At 36.1% G+C, this 20,134-nt stretch carries 18 protein-coding genes and 1 pseudogene; 7 read left to right on the top strand and 12 right to left on the bottom strand.

What is annotated here, in order from left to right; translation table 11 throughout:
* Nucleotides 1-11: 11 nt before the first annotated feature.
* Entirely contained in the window at nt 12-1,454 is a 1,443-nt protein-coding gene (tnpC, locus tag BELBA_RS15205) for an IS66 family transposase (RefSeq protein ID WP_245531063.1), read from the bottom strand.
* Nucleotides 1,455-1,722: 268 nt separating this feature from the next.
* On the opposite strand from tnpC, the gene BELBA_RS15200 reads away from it, so the two are divergent.
* The gene (locus BELBA_RS15200; protein ID WP_342626376.1) at nt 1,723-1,995 is read left to right on the top strand and encodes a LytR/AlgR family response regulator transcription factor; all 273 of its coding nucleotides are present in this window, start codon (nt 1,723-1,725) and stop codon (nt 1,993-1,995) included.
* A 147-nt stretch (nt 1,996-2,142) separates the two neighbouring features.
* Here BELBA_RS15200 and BELBA_RS15195 read toward each other — a convergent pair whose 3' ends face one another.
* Nucleotides 2,143-3,369, bottom strand: coding sequence for an S-adenosylmethionine:tRNA ribosyltransferase-isomerase (locus tag BELBA_RS15195; protein WP_014773569.1), 1,227 nt, complete (start codon nt 3,367-3,369; stop codon nt 2,143-2,145).
* 109 nt (nt 3,370-3,478) lie between these two features.
* On the opposite strand from BELBA_RS15195, the gene BELBA_RS15190 reads away from it, so the two are divergent.
* A complete protein-coding gene (locus BELBA_RS15190) occupies nt 3,479-4,564 on the top strand; it encodes an o-succinylbenzoate synthase (protein ID WP_041779709.1) in 1,086 nt (361 codons plus the stop codon).
* 56 nt (nt 4,565-4,620) lie between these two features.
* On the opposite strand, the gene BELBA_RS15185 is transcribed toward BELBA_RS15190, so the two are convergent.
* From BELBA_RS15185 to BELBA_RS15145, 9 genes are all read right to left on the bottom strand, one after another.
* Nucleotides 4,621-4,812 (bottom strand): cold-shock protein, encoded by a 192-nt coding sequence (locus BELBA_RS15185; RefSeq protein ID WP_014773567.1) that lies wholly within the window; start codon nt 4,810-4,812, stop codon nt 4,621-4,623.
* 175 nt (nt 4,813-4,987) lie between these two features.
* Nucleotides 4,988-6,133: a lactonase family protein gene (locus tag BELBA_RS15180; RefSeq protein ID WP_014773566.1), complete on the bottom strand. Its 1,146-nt coding sequence runs from the start codon at nt 6,131-6,133 to the stop codon at nt 4,988-4,990.
* Nucleotides 6,134-6,136: 3 nt separating this feature from the next.
* Complete coding sequence (gene mnhG, locus BELBA_RS15175; protein WP_014773565.1) at nt 6,137-6,535, bottom strand: monovalent cation/H(+) antiporter subunit G; 399 nt, start codon at nt 6,533-6,535, stop codon at nt 6,137-6,139.
* Complete coding sequence (locus tag BELBA_RS15170; RefSeq protein WP_014773564.1) at nt 6,528-6,803, bottom strand: cation:proton antiporter; 276 nt, start codon at nt 6,801-6,803, stop codon at nt 6,528-6,530. Before BELBA_RS15170 ends, mnhG begins: the two co-directional genes overlap by 8 nt.
* Nucleotides 6,800-7,279, bottom strand: coding sequence for a Na+/H+ antiporter subunit E (locus tag BELBA_RS15165; RefSeq protein WP_014773563.1), 480 nt, complete (start codon nt 7,277-7,279; stop codon nt 6,800-6,802). Before BELBA_RS15165 ends, BELBA_RS15170 begins: the two co-directional genes overlap by 4 nt.
* The gene (locus BELBA_RS15160; RefSeq protein WP_014773562.1) at nt 7,276-8,799 is read right to left on the bottom strand and encodes a proton-conducting transporter transmembrane domain-containing protein; all 1,524 of its coding nucleotides are present in this window, start codon (nt 8,797-8,799) and stop codon (nt 7,276-7,278) included. Before BELBA_RS15160 ends, BELBA_RS15165 begins: the two co-directional genes overlap by 4 nt.
* Nucleotides 8,792-9,148, bottom strand: coding sequence for a Na+/H+ antiporter subunit C (locus BELBA_RS15155; protein WP_014773561.1), 357 nt, complete (start codon nt 9,146-9,148; stop codon nt 8,792-8,794). Before BELBA_RS15155 ends, BELBA_RS15160 begins: the two co-directional genes overlap by 8 nt.
* A gap of 1 nt (nt 9,149) precedes the next feature.
* Entirely contained in the window at nt 9,150-9,560 is a 411-nt protein-coding gene (locus BELBA_RS15150) for a Na+/H+ antiporter subunit B (protein ID WP_014773560.1), read from the bottom strand.
* A 1-nt stretch (nt 9,561) separates the two neighbouring features.
* On the bottom strand, nt 9,562-11,868 hold the full coding sequence (locus BELBA_RS15145) for a putative monovalent cation/H+ antiporter subunit A (protein ID WP_014773559.1): 2,307 nt from the start codon (nt 11,866-11,868) through the stop codon (nt 9,562-9,564).
* Nucleotides 11,869-12,114: 246 nt separating this feature from the next.
* Between BELBA_RS15145 and BELBA_RS15140 the strand changes: the two genes are divergently transcribed.
* Nucleotides 12,115-14,670 (top strand): phosphoenolpyruvate carboxylase, encoded by a 2,556-nt coding sequence (locus tag BELBA_RS15140; protein ID WP_014773558.1) that lies wholly within the window; start codon nt 12,115-12,117, stop codon nt 14,668-14,670.
* 33 nt (nt 14,671-14,703) lie between these two features.
* Here the strand turns inward: BELBA_RS15140 and BELBA_RS15135 are convergent, their stop codons facing one another.
* Nucleotides 14,704-16,191: a potassium/proton antiporter gene (locus tag BELBA_RS15135; protein ID WP_014773557.1), complete on the bottom strand. Its 1,488-nt coding sequence runs from the start codon at nt 16,189-16,191 to the stop codon at nt 14,704-14,706.
* 506 nt (nt 16,192-16,697) lie between these two features.
* On the opposite strand from BELBA_RS15135, the gene BELBA_RS20245 reads away from it, so the two are divergent.
* From BELBA_RS20245 to BELBA_RS15110, 4 genes and pseudogenes are all read left to right on the top strand, one after another.
* Nucleotides 16,698-16,934 (top strand): potassium channel family protein, encoded by a 237-nt coding sequence (locus tag BELBA_RS20245; protein ID WP_052307644.1) that lies wholly within the window; start codon nt 16,698-16,700, stop codon nt 16,932-16,934.
* Nucleotides 16,935-17,145: 211 nt separating this feature from the next.
* The gene (locus BELBA_RS20375) at nt 17,146-17,928 is read left to right on the top strand and encodes a DUF6444 domain-containing protein (protein ID WP_041779407.1); all 783 of its coding nucleotides are present in this window, start codon (nt 17,146-17,148) and stop codon (nt 17,926-17,928) included.
* 89 nt (nt 17,929-18,017) lie between these two features.
* Nucleotides 18,018-18,590, top strand: a pseudogene (locus BELBA_RS20370) (IS66 family transposase).
* Nucleotides 18,591-18,626: 36 nt separating this feature from the next.
* Nucleotides 18,627-20,111, top strand: coding sequence for a S10 family peptidase (locus BELBA_RS15110; protein ID WP_014773555.1), 1,485 nt, complete (start codon nt 18,627-18,629; stop codon nt 20,109-20,111).
* Nucleotides 20,112-20,134: the final 23 nt, after the last annotated feature.

Below are 20,134 nucleotides of genomic sequence, written 5' to 3'. Positions count from 1 at the left end.
TAATTTCGTAACTACTCAGGTTGTAAATTAGCTATATGATTTAGATTTTCTAAGATATTTCCCGAACGTTTGATCAGGGTATCCACGACGGATCTTATAACACAGAAGTTTTCAGCTCCATTGTTGGATTTGAACTGTCCTGATATTTTTTGTTTCACCTTGATGTTGCGTATGGCTCTTTCAGAGGCATTGTTATCCGGTGGTACTTTTTGGTGATAGAGAAAAGTAAAAAGTGACTTTCTGTATTTCAGGAGTCTTTTTTGTAGGGATACTGCTTCTTTATGTTTTGACTCTACAGGTTGGGCGAGTAGGTTATCCATCTTCTCTTCAATGGAAGCAATACTCCTGCTATTCTCTGGATCTGGTAGTTTTTTGAGTTTTCTCTTCAGTGAGATAGCTTCCCTGAACAGGGCCCTAAGGCTGTCAGCCCATTTAGATTTATAGCGTTCAACAATGTAGTTGAGCTCCCTAAGCAGATGTGCACAACAGAGCTGGTGCAGGTTTTCCGAATAGTTGAAGTATGCCCTCCATGCATCGTGGCACAATACTGCCTTTCCGAACCCATCGGGAAAATGTGTATTCATCGCCTTAAGTCCACGTGATTCAGATATAGCTAACAGGGTGAGTTCCTCGGTCTGATAAGTCCAGACCCACTGTTTGTTTCCATCCACTTTAGCCCCAGTCTCGTCAGCTCCTATCACAGGACTTTTAGAGACTGCCGTCTTTATCTTTGCATATATTGGTGCAGACTTGCGGGCAAACCTACCGATAATGTTATCGATACTCCCCTCGCTGAGATTAATACCGAAGCAGTCCCTGAGAAGTTCTTTCATCCTTCTATAGGGAACATACTGTCTGGCATGCAGATAACCGACAATGGTTTCAACACCGCTCCCGTACTGTATGGGGGCATTGATATTGTCAGGGAATGACCCACTGATCTTTTCTCCACAGGAACAGTTTTTGGAAAAGATTCTATGCTCGGTACATACCACTTTAATCACAGGAAGATCCAGGACCTGTCTTTTGGAGGACAGTTCTGCTGGAACCGCCGACAGATCACCACCACAGCAGGTACAGAATAAAGGGATGTGGTTTTCTATTATGTCCGGGGAGGATGTCATTTCAAGGGTATGGCCTTTGTGTCCAGGCTGACCGCCGGTTTTGCGCCCTGTATCCTGACGGAGACTCTGATTTTTTTTGGGGCGGTTCTCGTCTTTTGAAGGGGGAACCGAGCTGTTGCGGCTGTTTTTGGGATTACGGTAACGGGCAAGCTCATTTTCCAAATCGGATACCCTAGATTTTAAAGACTTGACCTGCTCCATAAGCTGGAGGTTCATCTTGATCAGTTCCTGAATAAGCGTATCCCTGTGGTCCAATATACTATAGAAATGTTTCCTGAATATCAGCACATAATCCCATGAATACCAATAATCCACGCTGTTTTTCCCCACAAAAAAATGTGGATAAACCAACTTTAAAGCTGATTTTCGTACATTCACATACAAATACGCATCAATACACCACAGAGGGCAACAAGACTCCAAATACTTGAATATCGGTCAGTAAATAATGTACCTGAGTAGTTACCTAATTTCAATTCAGACAGGCTTTCTTAAACTTTTTCAAAACTTATTATCAAACAGAATGTTAAAAGGACACTAGTGAAATATCCTGTTCAGTTTCTGTTTGCTAGTCATTTATCATTAATCAATTGGTCAAATGAAAGAATTACTAAAAAGTTATAATTCCAACGGAAATGGTCACACTTCTGAAATGGAAGATGAATTAGAAAGTGAATTGTTAATTAAAGATGCCATTTTTGTTCGTAGTAAGGGAAGTCTAGTGAAGGTAAAGTTCGAAGATATTCTTTGGATGAAAGGTGATGGCAACTATACTACTTTGGTAACTCGCACAAGCGTTTATTCTTTGAGGAATATTCTGAAAGATTTTGAATCAGTTCTTCCTCTAAATGATTTTATGCGGATTCATTAAAGTTACATTGTAAGATTAGAAGAAATCATATCAATCAATCCAAGAGAATTGACAGTTGGAAAGGACGTGGTTCCAGTAGGAAGGACGTATTATCAAAATCTTACAAGAGGTATTATTAAGTTAGGTGCTGGAAGTGCTGATTATTAATCAGCCTTTCTCACACCACAGTAAGCTGCTGTCTCCATAGCTTAGAAATCGATAGTCATTTTCAAGTGCCTCTTTGTAGATCTGCTTCCAATATTTTTTAGTAAAAGCTGCTATTAGCAAAATTAGCGTTGATCCAGGTTGATGGAAATTAGTTACTAGTCCGTCACAAACTTTGAAATTATAGCCTGGCATGATGAATATTTCAGTACTTCCTGTGATTTCACTTAGATTATTTTTTTTCATGAAAGTCAGGATTGTCTCAAAGCTTTCTTTCCTTGTAGGAAGTTGATCGAAATCTTGGTAGGGGTAGAGTTTAGGAATTAGAAATTCATGACCTTCTTCTCTAAGTAGTTTTACTCCAAACCAATATAAACTTTCTAGGGATCGCATTGAAGTAGTGCCTACTGCGATTAATTGCTGCGTATGCTCGGTAATATTTTGGATTGTAGAGATGCTTACAACAACTTGTTCGCTATGCATGTTATGTGCTGTTATAGTTTCAGTTTTTATAGGCTGAAAAGTTCCTGCACCTACATGGAGAGTTAAAAACTCCTCTTTCACTTTATTTGCAGCGAGTTTTTGAAGAACCTTGTCGGTGAAGTGTAGTCCAGCAGTTGGAGCTGCTACTGCGCCTTCATTTTTCGAATAGACTGTTTGATAGCGAGGTCGATCTTCTTCTGTTGGTTTTCTATTTAAATATGGGGGTAATGGGACTTCTCCAGAGGCTTCGACAATTGAAACAAAAGGCACTTCTGCATCCCAGGTGAATTTTACTATTCTATTTTCTTGATCTATTAAAGAAGCATTGAGCTTGATGATTTTGTTTTGATAGATAACTTCTCCTGAAAGAATTTCATCTGTTTTCCATTTTTTTAGATTCCCAATCATGCATTCCCAAGAAACTGTCTCCGTTTTGATCATGACTTCGTTGATCACCGTAGTCGGAGCTATGGGCTTGAGCAAGAATATTTCAATTTTGGCACCGGTGCTCCTTTGAAAAATTAGTCTTGCAGGAATTACTTTAGTGTTGTTGAATACCATTAAGCTTCCTACTGGCACCAAATCAGGAAGTTGAGCAAATTGCAGGTGTTCGATTTTCCCATCTTTGAAATGCAGTAGTTTGGAAGCATCTCTTTTTTCAAGTGGAAATTTGGCTATTTTTTCTTCGGGTAAAGTATATTCGTAATCTGAAAGTTTCAGTTCGGCTATAGCAGTTGAAAGATTCATAAAGTCTAAGGCTTTTGATTTGGCTTGCAAATATAAAACATAAAAATTGGGCATTGTTCGAACCCTTGATTATAAAACTTGTTTAGTTGTTGAAAATGTTGAAACTGATATGAATAAAATAAAAAGGTTATTTTTCGAGTGTAAAAAGCACATTTTGGATTTTAAGTTTGATGCTGGAACTTCAAGAGGAGTTTTAAAGCAAAAAGAAACCTACTTTGTGATAGTAAAATCTAATAATGCCCCCTTCATTTTTGGTATAGGAGAGGCTGGTCCTCTGCCTAAGTTGAGCTTAGATGATTTGCCAGACTTTGAGTCTAAGTTGAATCAAATTTGCAAAGAATTATCAAATCTAGAAGTTGAATTGAGTCAGGAGGAGATATTTGATTTTGTAAAAATCAATATTCCTGAATCCTTACCAAGTATTCGATTTGCATTTGAATCAGCACTTTTAGACTATTCAAATAAAGGAAAAAGATTGATTTTCGACTCAAAGTTCGTTTCCCAAAGAGAAGCAATCCCAATCAATGGATTGATTTGGATGGGGGAGAAGGATTTTATGCTAGAGCAAATTGATAGGAAGCTTCAGGAAGGATATGATTGCATTAAAATGAAAATTGGAGCAATTGATTTTGAACAAGAATGTGATCTACTAGCATATATCAGAAGTAAGTTTGATAAGAATCAAATTACCTTGCGAGTAGATGCTAATGGAGCATTTGCTCCCGAAGAAGCCTTACAAAAGCTTAATAAATTAATGGATTTTGATTTACATAGCATTGAGCAGCCTATTAGACAGGGACAAATTTTGAAAATGTCTGATTTATGTAAAAAGACACCTGTTCCAATAGCTTTAGATGAGGAGTTGATTGGGATTTTTGGTTTAAAGAATAAAACTCAACTTCTCAAACAAATCAATCCACAATATATCATTTTAAAGCCAACGCTTCTTGGTGGATTTAGAGAAACGAAAGAGTGGATAGAAATAGCTCAAAGTTTGAATATTTCTTGGTGGATGACTTCGGCACTAGAAAGCAATGTTGGTTTGAATGCAATAGCTCAATTTACCGCTACTTTTGATACTATTTTACCACAAGGTCTTGGGACAGGACAACTCTATCATAATAATATCAACTCGCCGCTCATAATAGAAAGTGGATACTTAGTATATGATCAAAAAGCTAAATGGGGGATATAAAAAAAGCGGCTCAAACTTTCGTTTGAACCGCTTTTAAGATTTGTCAATGTTATATGTTAAGCTAACTTTACATTCACAGCGTTAAGTCCTTTTCTTCCTTCTTTAAGGTCGAAAGTAACTTCGTCGTCTTCTCTAATTTCGTCAACTAATCCTGAGATGTGTACAAAATACTCTTTAGAAGATTCATCGTCTACGATAAAACCGAATCCTTTGGACTCATTAAAAAATTTTACTTTTCCTGTGTTCATGATATTGTAATTGTATTGATTATTTAATGGCTCAAAGGTACGATTACTTTTTACAATAAAAACAAAAGGAGAAAATATTTTTCGGTTATTTTCTGGATTGACATTAATTTATATTAATTCGATTCTGCTTTACTTATGATTTTCACCAAATTATTTGGTCAATCTCAATTTGAAATTATTTCAAAGGCAATATGTAAGCTGGTTTTGGGAAAGCCACTTTTTGTATGATATCTCCGATCATTCCAGTTTTTTGATTGATATCAAAAATTCCAATCTCATTTGATTCTTGATTTCCTACAATAAAAGTTGATCCATCATTGCTGAAGTTAAAATTTCGTGGAGAAACACCTTGAGTAGAAATCCTTTGAACAAGAATCAACTTATCGTTTAGATCTTTTTCATATACAGATATCTCATTAGCCTCTCCTCGATTTGAAGCATAAATATATTTTCCATCCTGAGATAGCTTTACTTCTGCTGCACCTACAGTCCCTTGAAATTGTGGATGCGTCAATGAAACCGTACTTAATAAGTTGATTTCTTCATTTTCATAAGCATATACCCCTAGTTCCGCTGTGAGTTCATGGATTAAATAGAATCTGTCACCTTTTTCATTGAAAATTAAGTGCCTTGGCCCTGATCCAGCTTCTACTTCGAAGTAAGGAATAGCAGCCGGCTGAAATGGTACAGCATAATTTGGATTGAAATCATAGATATATATTTTATCTGTTCCAAGATCACTGACAAACATTTTCTCACCACCAGGATGGAAAACTAGGCTGTGAATATGTGGTTTTTCCTGTCTTGATTGGATAATGCTTTTTCCTTCGTGCTCGATGGTTTGTACATGAGTAAGCTGACCAGAATCGATTCTAAATGTGGAAAAGTTACCTCCTGAATAATTTCCTACCACTAAAAATTGTTCGTTTGGGTCAAGAGTCAAATAGCATGGATGATCTCCAAGCGTATTTTCCATACTTATTAAAGTTAATTCTTTATCACCTTTATTGAATCCAAATGATTTTACTCTTCCACCATTTTCTCCAGCTATTTCTTCTACTGTAAAAAGAAGATCCTGCTTTTTATTCAGTGTTAAAAAAGAGGGGTTTGTAATGTTTGAGCCTATAACTTTAATATTTGCAGCATTGGTCAAAGGGTCAAATTCTAAGAAACCGATACCCTCTTCTTCAGAACTAGTATAGCTTCCAATTAGAAATTGATGGCTTGATTCAAAGATTTCCTCAGATGGCTCATCATCGCAAGCCACGAACAAAACAACTCCAAGGATAAGTCCTAGAAATGGAAGGCTGTATTTTTTCATCTATTATCCTTTTGAAATGTCATCTACTTTATTTTCTTCTATTTTTTGATCCTTACTATATAGTTTGTGAGTTTTTGGATCATATTGACCCTCCAATTCATCGATTTTGGACTTGTGCCACATTTTTACACCTGTGAAGTATGATGCTCTTCCTATCATATGCGCTCCAACAGGAGCTGTAAGTAGCATAAAAACGATAATAGCTATAACTCGAGCAGTGATTGATGGATCGTTGAAATAAAATGCCGCAGAAATCAAAATCAAACCAATACCCAATGTGGCAGCTTTAGTTGTTACAGAAATTCTCAAATATAAATCAGGCATTTTTACTACACCTATTGCTGCCAAAAGGATAAAAACTGTTCCTAAAGTACTTAAGGTAATTATGATGATATCAGTCATTTTTTTCTCTTTTTTCTAAATAATAAGCAAAAGCAACTGTTCCCAAGAAGGCAATTAAAGCCAAAATCATTGCAATATCCAAAAAAGTAGGCTGATTGGTAATTATGCTGTACACTGCGATGATGCCAATTCCTGTTGTCAATAATAGGTCTAGAGCGACCACTCGATCAGATAAGCGAGGTCCCATCAAAAACCTAATGAAGATGATAAATACAGAAATGCTTAAAACTGGCAAAATGATATAATATAAATAGTCGTAAGTGCTCATCGTAAAATATCTAATAATCTTTTCTCAAACCCATTTTTGATACCGTCAATGAACTCTTCTTTGTCCTTCACATACATGGTATGAACATAAAGTACTGTTCTATCATCTGAAACACCTAAACTCAATGTACCGGGTGTCAAAGTAATTAGATTTGCTAGGAGTGTGATTTCCATATCTGATTTTGCGTCTAGTGGAATCTTTACAATTCCTGGCTCCATGGAATATTTAGGAGTAATTACCTCGTAGGCTACTTCAATATTAGCTTTTACAAGTTCGTATAAAAAGAAGAAGATAAAGCCAAATAATTTAGGAACCTTATTGAAATATTTGTTTTGCCTCCTATTAGTCGAGGTCAACCATAAAAGGAAGAAGCTTAGAGCAAAACCAAACAAGAAATTTTCTAGAGAAAAAGTCCCAGTGATCGCTACCCAAATCAAGGAAAGTAAAAGATTACTTAAGAATCTAGCTTTTATCATGGTGTGTCAATTTGAGGTCCTAAAACTGCTTCAATATAAGTTGAAGGGTTCATCAATTCATAAGAAATCTGTTTGCTAAGTATAATTATATGTTCCGCAGCAAGTCCAATATAAAGTGTAATTAGTGTCAAAAAAACTATGGGAAGTAGCATTGCCCATTGTTTGAAGGGTGCCAATTCACTGAAGTATTTAACATTTATTTTTTTTGGTAAATCAACGGATTTTTTCCAAAACACTTCTGACCAAATTTTAGCAATTACCCAAAGAGTTAGGAAGCTACCCAAAAGTATAAATCCAATCAAAGTATATTGATTTTCTTCAAAACCTCCTTGGATCAAAAATATTTTTGCCCAAAAACCAGAGAGTGGTGGAATTCCAACCAAAGAAAATAAAGAAATAGCCATCAATAAAGCATATTTTGGATATTTTTTATAAATCCCTCCAAGTTTTTCTATGTTCAAAGTGCCTTTGAGTTTGAAAATCAAACCTGAGATTAGGAAAAGATTTGTCTTAACGACGATGTCATGAATTAAATAGAAAATTGCACCTAAAATGGCTAATTCAGTATAAATTCCTAATCCAGCGAGCATAAACCCGATGTGACAAACTATCAAGTAAGAGAAAATCTTTCGCATATTCACTTGCAAAATCGCTCCCAATCCTCCTGATAATATTGTCAAAGCTGCCATCACAATCAATAAATTACTTAGAAATTGATCAGGAATAAATATTAAAGTAAATATCCTCAAAAGTGCGTAAATACCCACTTTTGTCAATAATCCGCCAAATATGGCTGAGATCGCAGGTGGTGGTGTGTGATATGAAGCAGGCAACCAAAAGTATAAAGGGAAAATCGCTGACTTGATTCCAAATCCAACTAAAAACAAAATTGCTACCACATTTACAAGTCCTCTATTTTCTATTTGGGCAACTTGTCCTGAAAGGTCGGCCATGTTCAAGCTTCCAGCCATTCCATACAAAATCGCAATTGCTGTCAGGAAAATAGCAGAAGCGAGTAAATTCATGGTGACATATTTCATAGCACCTTCTATTTGTGCTTTTTCTCCTCCAATCGTAATCAATACAAATGAAGCAATTATGATAATCTCAAACCAAACATAAAGATTGAAAATGTCTCCAGTGAGAAATGCACCATGAAGCCCCATCAAAAGGAAGTTTAGGATCGGGAAAAAACCAAATTTCAATCTGGCATTTCGAATACTTCCAGTTGCAAAAACAGCTACTGCCATACCAGAAAAGGAGGTCAAGAGAACCATTGTGGCACTGAAAATATCTGCTACAAATGTGATCCCAAATGGAGCTTTCCATTCTCCCGCTTGCATGGTAAGGATACCATGATTATAAACCTCGGTAAATAACCAAATGGCGATTCCAACAGAAGTAAAACTACAGATGATGGTAATCAATCTTTGGGCATTGACTCTAAACCAGAAAAACAACAGCAATACTGCTGTAAACAATTGGAATAGGACAGGTAAAACGATATAAGGATTATTCATAAATTTCGTCTGTAGAATTCAATTCATCCAAATCATCAGTATCAGTGATTTTGTAAGCTCTTTTGACAAGGATAATTGCAAAGGATTGTAAGCCAAAACTAATTACTATGGCAGTGAGAATGAGAGCTTGTGGAACAGGGTCAGCATATATTTCTGTGAGCATTTTTTCAGCAGAGTCAATGATAGGAGGTTTTCCTTTCACAATTCTACCTAAGAGGAAAATGAGCATATTCGCTCCATTTCCAAGCAAAATCAAGCCTAAAATTAATTTCACCATGCTTCTTCTGAGCATCATGTAGATACCTGCGGCATAGAGCAGACCAATTAGTATGACTAATAATAATTCCATATTAAATTGTCTCAGTAATAGTGAAAATAATTGTTAATGTAACTCCAATGACTACTAGGTAAACTCCAGTGTCAAAAAACAAAGCTGAACCCACCATCCCTATCACTGCAATAGGTTCTTCAAACCATAATCCAGTCATTAAACTTTGTCCTATTAGTAATGGTGCAGCACCACTTACTAATGCAATGGCTAAGCCTATCGGCATCAAAAACCCTGGGTGAAACTTGATGATTTTCTTTGTTTTTTCAAGTCCATTTGCAAATGAATGAATCACAAATGCAATAGAGGCTATTAATCCACCCACAAAACCACCTCCTGGAAGATAATGACCTCTGAGTAGTATAAATACAGAAAACAAAATCAACAAAGGCAAAAGATAAGTTGACGCTGTCTTGAAAATGATTGTTTTCATATTATTCTTTTTCTATGCTTTTAAGCCTCAATTTCAACAAACTAAATACTCCAATCGCTGCGATCACCAAGACAGTAATTTCAACAATCGTATCAAAACCTCTAAAATCCACTAAAATCACATTTACTACATTTTTACCTTTGGCAAGGATGTATGCATTTTCAGCATAATATTTTGAAGTAGCTCTATTCAGTGGTTCTGATAAAACCTCTAAGGTTAATAATGCGATGAGGGATCCAAAGAATATTGAAACTATACCATCTCTTATTCTTATACTTCTCCTAGAGAATGATTTGTATTTGGGTAAATTATAGATGACCAGCACAAATAAAATCACTGTCAAGGTATCTATGGAAAATTGAGTCATGGCAAGATCAGGTGCTGAGTAAAATAGAAATATCAAACAAATTGAATATCCTATCACCCCTAGCGAAGCTACTGCTACCAATCTGGATTTTGAAAAGACTGTAAAAATAATCGAACCAGCCATGATAAAAACTACAATCCCTTCATATAGTGTCACATTCGTCAGTTCTGCAAGATCTACATAAATGTTAACTCCTTGATATAGCCTATAGGCTAATAAAATTGTCATAAAACCTAAGATAGTGATGACATAATTCCTTAAATAACCATTTTGAAAGAATCCTGTCCAAAGTTTTGCAAAGCTAGAGAAAAGATTTGCTAATTGCTCTGCCAAGATTTTAGGGGAAATAATCTCAAACTTGAAGGTCTTTTTTAGTAAGCTATTCGAAGGTTTTAATCTCCAATAAAGTAAAAAACCAAATGCTAAAGTAAGTGCACTCAAGCCTAAGATGATATTGAAACCATGCCAAAGCTTTAGGTGGATAATGGTGTCATTATTTACCAAGCTGGTAAATAATGGCTGGATCAAACTTTTTTCTATCAATGATGGGAATATCCCGAAGATAAGTCCCAAAATAGCCAAAATCAGTGGAGGAACCCACATGGTAAAATGAGGCAAATGCACCTTTTCAAATTGCTGTGGAAGAGACCCTGAAAATGGCTTTAGACCAGCCAAAAGGCCAGCAAAAAGCAAACAAATATTGGTAACAATAGCTGCTCCTGTTAGTACATAAGCCCAATCCCCAAAATGCAAAGTAGCTTCATAAATGAGGTCTTTTCCTACAAAACCAAAGAAGGGTGGTGCTCCAGCGTTAGAAAGTGCTGCTAAAAATGCAGCAATTGCAACAGGCATCATCACTTTTCGTAATCCGGAAAGTATGGTGACATCTCGTGAACCTGTTTCATGATCTACTATCCCAGTAACAAGGAAAAGTGTGGCTTTGTACAAAGCATGGACTAGAATAAATACTCCTGCTGCAAGCAATGCATCTTCCGTTCCCAACCCAATTAAGAATACTAAAATTCCTAAAGCAGAAATGGTGGAGTAAGCTAAAATCCCTTTCATATCTAATCTAAAAAGAGAATGAATAGCGGCATAAACCATCGTGATTGCACCGACGATAATTAATGTCGTATTCCACTCCACAGTTCCTCCTAGTACTGGAGTAAATCTAGCTAAGAGATAGATCCCCGCTTTGACCATAGTCGCAGAGTGTAAGTAGGTGCTCACCGGGGTTGGAGCTTTCATGGCTCCTGGAAGCCAAAAATGAAATGGGAATTGAGCTGACTTAGTAAATGCGGCTATAAACAAAAGAAAGATGATCCAATTGTAATTTGCAGATGATTTTAAGATCTCAGATTGAGAAAGTAATTCTTGAATAGAATACGTTCCTCCTACATAACCCAACAAAACCACAGCCGCAAGCAAGAAAAGTCCTCCTAACCCGGTGATGCTAAGTGCTAACAAAGCCGACTTTCTTGATTTTGGATCCTCATTATTAAATCCAATAAGGAAAAAAGAGCTAATACTCGTCAGTTCCCAAAAAATAAATAAAGTAAGGACATTATCTGACAAAACTAAACCAAGCATGGAGGCCATAAACATGCTTAAATACCCATAAAATCTCTCTAAGTAAGGGTGACCTTTGAGATAACTGAAAGTGTAAAAAAAGACAAGCGTGCCTATTCCTGTAATTAATAATGTGAATAAAAGTGATAAACCATCAAGCTTAAATGACAAGTCAATCCCAAAGCTAGGAACCCAGTTATAAAAGAAATCTGCGGATTGTCCCCGACTAACTTGAGGTATAAAACTTAAGAAGTAGATAAATAAAGCCAAAGGAAGAAAAGGAATCAAAATGGATCCTTTTTCTCTAATAAATTTGCTTAAAAGAGGAATCATTGATGCGACAATGAATCCTGAAAGAATGGCTAGTATCATGCTTACTGGTGATTTCTTTTTCAGGGTTAAAAATCCTAAATTACGAAAAAAGGCGAAGTTATTTTTACCATTCACATTAAAGCAAACCTTTTTGTTAATCTAATTAAGTTAATGAAAGCTATTATTTTTAAATAATAAGTCAAATAATTGTCTATTTTAGTATGAGTATGGCATTTTTAGGCTTGTTTTTATGAAAAAAATATAAAAATGATTAAATTCACAATTCTCAAACCTTAAACCTAAAAAATGTTGAAGAATAATTATCAAACTGAAGTAGCCAAAAGATTTACAATCTACAATAGTCTTTTTTTGGACTTGCCATTTAGTGATATTAATAGAACAGGAACACTCTTGCCGATTTTGGCGAGTAAATGTGAAGAAGGATATCAAAAAGATAAAACTCCTAAAGAGATTATAAGAAACTTTTTTGATGAGCTGATGGGAAGTCAATCTGAGGATGATCGACATAATCTTCTTTTCAAAATGGTGCAATATGTTGAAAGGCAGGTAGTACTTTTTGATTCCATAGAAGATGCCGCATTTGACAAAATCCATGATTTGAAAGGAAAGGGAAGTGTTGCAGCTTTAATTAATCGAGTTGAGAATGATAAGAAAAAAGAAGCTTTGATAGAGAAACTTAAGAATTTTTCTGTTAGGCTAACCCTTACTGCTCACCCTACACAATTCTACCCTGGTAATGTATTGGGTATCATTACCGACCTCGAAACTGCAATAAAAAATAATGACTTGGGAAACATCAACCTTTTGCTTCAGCAATTGGGGAAAACTGGATTTATCAATAAAGATAAGCCATCCCCATTAGATGAAGCAGTCAGTTTGATTTGGTTTTTGACTAATGTTTTTTATAAAAGTATCCCTGATATCCTTACAAGATTATTGAATAGACTTGAAATTCCTCTTCATGAATGGGATAACCCAGGATTACTCAAAGTTGGTTTTTGGCCAGGAGGAGATCGTGACGGGAATCCATTTGTGACACATGATATTACGGTGAAAGTAGCAGAAAGACTTCAAAAATGGATTCTTAGATGTTATTATAGAGATATTAGGTTGATTAGAAGAAGATTGACTTTCAAGCATGTAGAGCCAATTATGCTCAAAGTTGAAAATGGCCTTTTCAATTCTTTGTTTGAAGATCAGGGTGTTTACAGAACAAAAACAGACCTTTTAAATGATTTGTTAGAAGCAAGAAGTGCCCTTGTTGAGCATCATGAAGGGTTGTTTTTAGAACAATTGGACGAGTTTATACTCAAAGTCAAAATTTTTGGTTTCCATTTTGCAAACATGGATGTTCGTCAAGACAGCAGGAAACATGATGGTCTTTGGGACGAAATCATCGAGGTGGAACTCGGAGAAAAAGAGCTTCAAAACTATCATAAATTGAGTAGTGAAGAGAAAATCAGTTATCTTTTTGACTTTGATAAGCTTTCAAAAGTAAGTCAGGTCAAAGATGATTTTCACAAGGAAATGCTTAAGAGCTTTGATGCAATTCAATCTGTTCAAAAGGAAAATGGGGAAGATGGTTTGCATCGTTATATTATTTCTAATTGTCGGTCTGCGCTTCATGTTTTAGAAGTTTTTAAACTTGCGCAACTCAGTCTGCCACACAATAAAGGTGAGCTTCCATTGGATATTGTTCCATTATTTGAGACTATTGAAGATTTGGCTCAGGCACCTAAAATAATGGAAGAGCTCTATAAAAATGAAGCTTATGCAAAGCATTTGAAATTTAGAAAACAAAAGCAATCTATTATGCTTGGTTTCTCAGATGGAACAAAAGATGGAGGCTACATTCGTGCAAATTGGTCAATCTTGCTTGCTAAAGAAGAGTTGACAAAAATCTCAAGATTATATGATATTGGAGTTATTTTCTTTGATGGCAGGGGAGGACCTCCAGCTAGAGGTGGAGGAAACATGCATAATTTCTATGCTTCCCTAGGTCCGCAAGTTGAGAATAAAGAAATACAGATTACCATTCAAGGTCAGACTATTTCTTCAAACTATGGCAAGCAAGTTTCTTGTACTTACAACCTAGAGCAATTGCTTTGTGCGGGAATAGAAAATGAACTTTATCCATCTTCTGAAAAAACACTTACTGATAGCCAACGCGTTTTGATCAATAAAATGGCAGATGTTTCGTATCAGTTTTACAAAGATTTCAAAAATCATCCACAGTTTCTTCCCTATTTGGAGCATGTGACACCGCTTAAGTATTTTGGACAAGTTAATATTGGATCTAGACCTTTGAAAAGAGGTAAGGATGCAGGGTTGAAGTTTGATGACTTAAGAGCAATACCTTTCGTAGGTTCTTGGGCTCAGATGAAACAAAATATACCGGGATTTTTTGGAGTCGGGGCTGCATTGGAAGCCTTAAAAAAAGAAGGTGAGTTTGAGAAAGCTCAAGCGCTTTATAACGATTCACTTTTCTTTAGATCTTTATTAGGGAATAGTATGCAGTCATTGGCCAAATCCTTTTACAAATCAACCGCTTATCTGAAAGGAAATCCTAAATATGCAGATTTATGGAAATTGATGTTTGAAGAATATGAGCGGACATTAAGATTGATTTTAGAGGTGTCAGGAATGGAAACCCTCCTTCAAGATAATCAAACTTCTAAAGAGTCAATTGCAATTAGAGAAAAGATCGTACTTCCTTTGATTACAATACAACAGTATGCAATCCAAACTATGTTAGATTCAGGAAAAGAAGACCCAGTCTTGCAGAAATTGATATTACGTACAATGTTTGGAATAATCAATGCGGCAAGAAACGCAGCTTAAATTTACAATCCCGGCTTGATGGTCGGGATTTTTTTATTGTTCCTCATCTTCTGTTTCAGGTTGTAAAATGCCTAAGGTTTTATAAACATTACTTAAAGAAAGTTCGTTTTCGGCTAAGACTAACAGCTGGTCATTCGCCAAAATCTCTGTATTGCCTGACGGAGTAATAAACTCACCTTTTCTCCTAAGCATTGCGATTATTGCATTTTTTGGAAATCCTAAATCCAAAATTTTCTTTCCTACTATCAAATGATTTTCAGGAATATCTATTTCTGCCATTGCTGTTTTTGGAGATTCACTATTGATATAATCAATTGGATTTTTGGGTTTAAGTTTTTCTGGAAGAGCAACTTTCAACCACCTGGCTACTACAGAAAGGGTGGTGCCTTGTACCAATACCGATGTTAGAGAAATGAAAAAAACTATGTTAAATATTGTATGAGCTTTTTCTATTCCAGCGATTAGCGGATAGGTTGCAAATACGATTGGGACAGCGCCTCTTAGACCAACCCATGAAATGTACCATTTCCTTCGAATCTTCATTTTGAAAGGCAAGAGGGTCATAAAAACCCCAAATGGTCTAGAAACAAAAATTAAAAATGCAGAAGCTGCTAGTCCTAAGCTAAGAAGTGGAATAATATCAGTTGGATTTACTAAAAGTCCCAAAGTTAAAAAGAGTACGATCTGCATCAGCCAAGCTATGCCATCAAACATCCTAAGGATTGTCTTTTTGTGGATTAATTCCTGATTACCTAAATATACTGCGCAAAGATAAACTGCTAGAAACCCGTTGCCCCCCACCAAATCAGTAAAGGAAAAAGTAATAAACATCAAGGAAATAACTAAAACTGGATACAACCCTTCGAAACCTAAGTTGATTTTATTAACTGCTATTTTACTTAACCATCCAAAACCCAAGCCTAGTACTGCACCAAGGATCATTTGTTGAAAAAATAAAACGATTAAAGATAGAAAGCCCATGTTTGGATTAATGACTAATCCAAGAAAAGCAATGGTCATTACATAAGCCATGGGATCATTACTACCGCTTTCTAACTCTAAAGTTGACCTTAACCTATATTTAAGTGCCAAACTTTTTGACCTCAAAATGGAAAATACTGCAGCAGCATCAGTTGAAGATACGATAGCTCCAAGGAGTAGTCCCTCATAAATTGAAAAATCGGATATTGCCCAAACAAAAACTCCTAATGATGCTGCAGTTAGAAATTCACCTATGGTAGAAAGAGCAATCCCTTGACCAAGAACTGGCTTGATTGATTTCCAATTGGTATCTAAACCTCCAGAAAAAAGTATGAAATTTAAAGAAACAATACCTATAAATTGTGCTATTTCAGGGTTATTGAATTGTATACCTAAACCATCCGAGCCAGCTATCATACCTATCAATAGGAATAAAACTAGCGTAGGGACACCGAATTTATAAGAGGTTTTTCCTGCAAGAATGCTTAAAAAAAGTAAAATTGATCCAATAAATAAGATGTTTTCAATGGTAAGGTTCATGCTAATTGAGTTATTTAAATTTTACCCCCTAAATTGTTTAAAAGATTTATTATGTCTGAAATTACTTTAATATTCGCAGAATAATTGAAATTTGTTTATATAAGATTCTTAATATAATGTTTAAATGTATGATTTTCAGTTTAATTAAATTTTTATCGATTCAATATTCTAAAGCTAATTACTTTAAAATTGCTATTTTCACCTAAAAAAATATGATATGAAGATTTATGTTTAACTGAATTTTTCAAATTACTCTTAAATCCTTGAGTTAATCTAATTTCAGGTTCTTTTTAATAATTCAAAAATTAAGCAATTATGAAAAACACATTGATAAGAATAAAAAATTACTGGATTTCAGATACGAGCTTTGTGACGTTACTAATAGTTTTAGTATTTACAGTTTTTATCATGCCTGTATTTATTGATGTTGAGTCAGATAATGTTTTGTTTTTGAATATCATTTTCTTGGCATTATTCTTTCTTTTGGATTTGAAATTATTTATTATTTGACGGGCTCTACTATTGGGGGGGAGGTCGTGTTATATGGAGATGATAGAGACTATGTTTCCTATATCTATTATAGTTTAGTCAGTATTACTACTGTAGGTTATGGAGAAATTTTCCCACTAAATGTACCTACCAAAATGCTTTCAGTTTTCTTATCTGCAATAGGAATTCTTTATCTAGCAGTAATCATAGCTAAATTAGTTTCCGCAGCAAGTAATATAAGGCATCAAAACTGATGCATCTTTTCCTCTCGGCATCTTATTTAAACCTTTCAAAAATTTCATTACGGGATATGAATTGAGTTTTCTATTTGTAACTACTCAGGTACATTATTTACTGACCAATATTCAAGTATTTGGAGTCTTGTTGCCCTCTGTGGTGTATTGATGCGTATTTGTATGTGAATGTACGAAAATCAGCTTTAAAGTTGGTTTATCCACATTTTTTGTGGGGAAAAACAGCGTGGATTATTGGTATTCATGGGATTATGTGCTGATATTCAGGAAACATTTCTATAGGATATTGGACCACAGAGATACGCTTATTCAGGAACTGATCAAGATGAACCTCCAGCTTATGGAGCAGGTCAAGTCTTTAAAATCTAGGGTATCCGATTTGGAAAATGAGCTTGCCCGTTACCGTAATCCCAAAAACAGCCGCAACAGCTCGGTTCCCCCTTCAAAAGACGAGAACCGCCCCAAAAAAAATCAGAGTCTCCGTCAGGATACAGGGCGCAAAACCGGCGGTCAGCCTGGACACAAAGGCCATACCCTTGAAATGACATCCTCCCCGGACATAATAGAAAACCACATCCCTTTATTCTGTACCTGCTGTGGTGGTGATCTGTCGGCGGTTCCAGCAGAACTGTCCTCCAAAAGACAGGTCCTGGATCTTCCTGTGATTAAAGTGGTATGTACCGAGCATAGAATCTTTTCCAAAAACTGTTCCTGTGGAGAAAAGATCAGTGGGTCATTCCCTGACAATATCAATGCCCCCATACAGTACGGGAGCGGTGTTGAAACCATTGTCGGTTATCTGCATGCCAGACAGTATATTCCCTATAGAAGGATGAAAGAACTTCTCAGGGACTGCTTCGGTATTAATCTCAGCGAGGGGAGTATCGATAACATTATCGGTAGGTTTGCCCGCAAGTCTGCACCAATATATGCAAAGATAAAGACGGCAGTCTCTAAAAGTCCTGTGATAGGAGCTAGACGAGACTGGGGCTAAAGTGGATGGAAACAAACAGTGGGTCTGGACTTATCAGACCGAGGAACTCACCCTGTTAAGCTATATCTGAATCACGTGGACTTAAGGCGATGAATACACATTTTCCCGATGGGTTCGGAAAGGCAGTATTGTGCCACGATGCATGGAGGGCGTACTTCAACTATTCGGAAAATCTGCACCAGCTTTGTTGTGCACATCTGCTTAGGGAGCTCAACTACATTGTTGAACGCTATAAATCTAAAATGGGCTGACAGCCTTAGGGCCCTGTTCAGGGAAGCTATCTCACTAAAGAGAAAACTCAAAAACTACCGGATACAGAGAATAGCAGGAGTATTGCTTCCATTGAAGAGAAGATGGATAACCTACTCGCCCAACCTGTAGAGTCAAAACATAAAGAAGCAGTATCCCTACAAAAAAGACTCCTGAAATACAGAAAGTCACTTTTTACTTTTCTCTATCACCAAAAAGTACCACCGGATAACAATGCCTCTGAAAGAGCCATACGCAACATCAAGGTGAAACAAAAAATATCAGGACAGTTCAAATCCAACAATGGAGCTGAAAACTTCTGTGTTATAAGATCCGTCGTGGATACCCTGATCAAACGTTCGGGAAATATCTTAGAAAATCTAAATCATATAGCTAATTTACAACCTGAGTAGTTACTTCTATTTTAGTAAAAAATAAATCCAAATATTATGATCAAAAAATACTTACTGATTGCTTCATTGTTTCTTTTGAGCTTGACGTATGTTTCGGCACAAGAAACGAGACAAATAGCTGTTGAATCTTCCAAAGTAACAAACAATGAAGTAACAATCAATGGCAAAAGGGTTCCCTATAAAGCCACGGCTGGAACGATGCCTGTTTGGGATGAAGACGGAAAGCCGATAGCTTCATTATTTTATACCTACTATGAAAGGTCAGATGTCTCTGATCGAGCATCAAGACCTTTAGTAATTTCATTCAATGGAGGGCCAGGTTCAGCGTCGATTTGGATGCACTTAGCCTACACTGGACCTTTCAAATTGAATATTGATGATGAAGGCTATCCACTTCAGCCTTATGGTTACAGCGAAAATCCACATTCAATTTTGGATGTTGCAGATATTGTTTTCGTAGATCCAGTTAATACTGGGTATTCTAGGATTGTTGATAAAGAAACACCTCGATCAACATTTTTCGGGATAAATGCTGATATCAAGTACTTGGCAGATTGGGTAAATACCTTTGTAACCAGACAAAATAGATGGGCTTCACCAAAATATCTGATTGGCGAGAGTTATGGCACCACGAGGGTAGCTGGGTTAGTTTCTCAACTTCAGAATTCTCATTGGATGTATTTCAATGGTGTGATTTTAGTGTCTCCAACTCCTATGGGACTAGAGAGAAACGAACCAGTTTCAGATGCTAATTACCTTCCTTATTACGCTGCTACCGCATGGTATCATAAAGTGCTTCCTGCTGATCTTCAAGCGAAAGACTTAGATGAAATTCTTCCAGAAGTGGAGGCTTATACCCTTGATGTTGTATTACCTGCAATGGCAAAAGGTGGCTCTTTGGATCCAAAAGATAGAATTGAAGTCGCCAAGAAAATGTCTTATTATTCAGGATTGAGCGAAAGAGTAATACTAGATCATAATTTGGCTGTTCCTACAAGTTTTTTCTGGAAGGAACTTTTGAGAGATCAAGGAATGACCATAGGTAGATTAGACAGTAGATATAGAGGGATTGATAAAAGTGATGCAGGTGAGCGCTATGATTTTGATCCTGCTTTGACTTCTTGGAATCATGCTTTTGCACCAGCCTTCAATCTTTATGCAAGAAATGTCCTAAAGTACGAAACAGATTTGACGTATAATCTCTTTGGGCCTGTTAACCCTTGGGATAGAAGCAATGAAAATACAGGTGAACAACTTGCCAACGCCATGCGTCAAAATCCGTATCTTCATGTCATGACTCAATCAGGATATTTTGATGGAGGTACAGATTATTTCAATGCCAAATACAATATGTGGCAAATGGATCAAAATGGAAAATTGAAAGACAGATTATTCTTTAAAGCATACAGAAGTGGTCATATGATGTACCTGAGATCCGAAGATTTGAAGACATCTAATGACGATATTCGTGAATTTATTAAAAATAGCCTGCCAGGTAAGGATGTGCCAGCTAAAAACTAAAATTAAAGATTGCTAACTTTAAC

The organism is Belliella baltica DSM 15883 (assembly GCF_000265405.1).
GTDB lineage: Bacteria > Bacteroidota > Bacteroidia > Cytophagales > Cyclobacteriaceae > Belliella > Belliella baltica.
The sequence above is the reverse complement of the archived record's forward strand: the minus strand, read 5'-3'. Positions and strand labels throughout refer to the sequence as shown.

Excerpts from the sequence above, each read along its gene's own strand:
- BELBA_RS15135 (WP_014773557.1), bottom strand. The coding sequence starts at position 16,191 with ATGAACCTTACCATTGAAAACATCTTATTTATTGGATCAATTTTACTT.
- BELBA_RS15200 (WP_342626376.1), top strand. The coding sequence starts at position 1,723 with ATGAAAGAATTACTAAAAAGTTATAATTCCAACGGAAATGGTCACACT.
- BELBA_RS15145 (WP_014773559.1), bottom strand. The coding sequence starts at position 11,868 with ATGATACTAGCCATTCTTTCAGGATTCATTGTCGCATCAATGATTCCT.
- BELBA_RS15160 (WP_014773562.1), bottom strand. The coding sequence starts at position 8,799 with ATGAATAATCCTTATATCGTTTTACCTGTCCTATTCCAATTGTTTACA.
- mnhG (WP_014773565.1), bottom strand. The coding sequence starts at position 6,535 with ATGACTGATATCATCATAATTACCTTAAGTACTTTAGGAACAGTTTTT.
- BELBA_RS15180 (WP_014773566.1), bottom strand. The coding sequence starts at position 6,133 with ATGAAAAAATACAGCCTTCCATTTCTAGGACTTATCCTTGGAGTTGTT.
- BELBA_RS15195 (WP_014773569.1), bottom strand. The coding sequence starts at position 3,369 with ATGAATCTTTCAACTGCTATAGCCGAACTGAAACTTTCAGATTACGAA.
- BELBA_RS15155 (WP_014773561.1), bottom strand. The coding sequence starts at position 9,148 with ATGGAATTATTATTAGTCATACTAATTGGTCTGCTCTATGCCGCAGGT.
- BELBA_RS15190 (WP_041779709.1), top strand. The coding sequence starts at position 3,479 with ATGAATAAAATAAAAAGGTTATTTTTCGAGTGTAAAAAGCACATTTTG.
- BELBA_RS15140 (WP_014773558.1), top strand. The coding sequence starts at position 12,115 with ATGTTGAAGAATAATTATCAAACTGAAGTAGCCAAAAGATTTACAATC.
- BELBA_RS15170 (WP_014773564.1), bottom strand. The coding sequence starts at position 6,803 with ATGAGCACTTACGACTATTTATATTATATCATTTTGCCAGTTTTAAGC.
- BELBA_RS15110 (WP_014773555.1), top strand. The coding sequence starts at position 18,627 with ATGATCAAAAAATACTTACTGATTGCTTCATTGTTTCTTTTGAGCTTG.
- BELBA_RS15150 (WP_014773560.1), bottom strand. The coding sequence starts at position 9,560 with ATGAAAACAATCATTTTCAAGACAGCGTCAACTTATCTTTTGCCTTTG.
- BELBA_RS15185 (WP_014773567.1), bottom strand. The coding sequence starts at position 4,812 with ATGAACACAGGAAAAGTAAAATTTTTTAATGAGTCCAAAGGATTCGGT.
- BELBA_RS15165 (WP_014773563.1), bottom strand. The coding sequence starts at position 7,279 with ATGATAAAAGCTAGATTCTTAAGTAATCTTTTACTTTCCTTGATTTGG.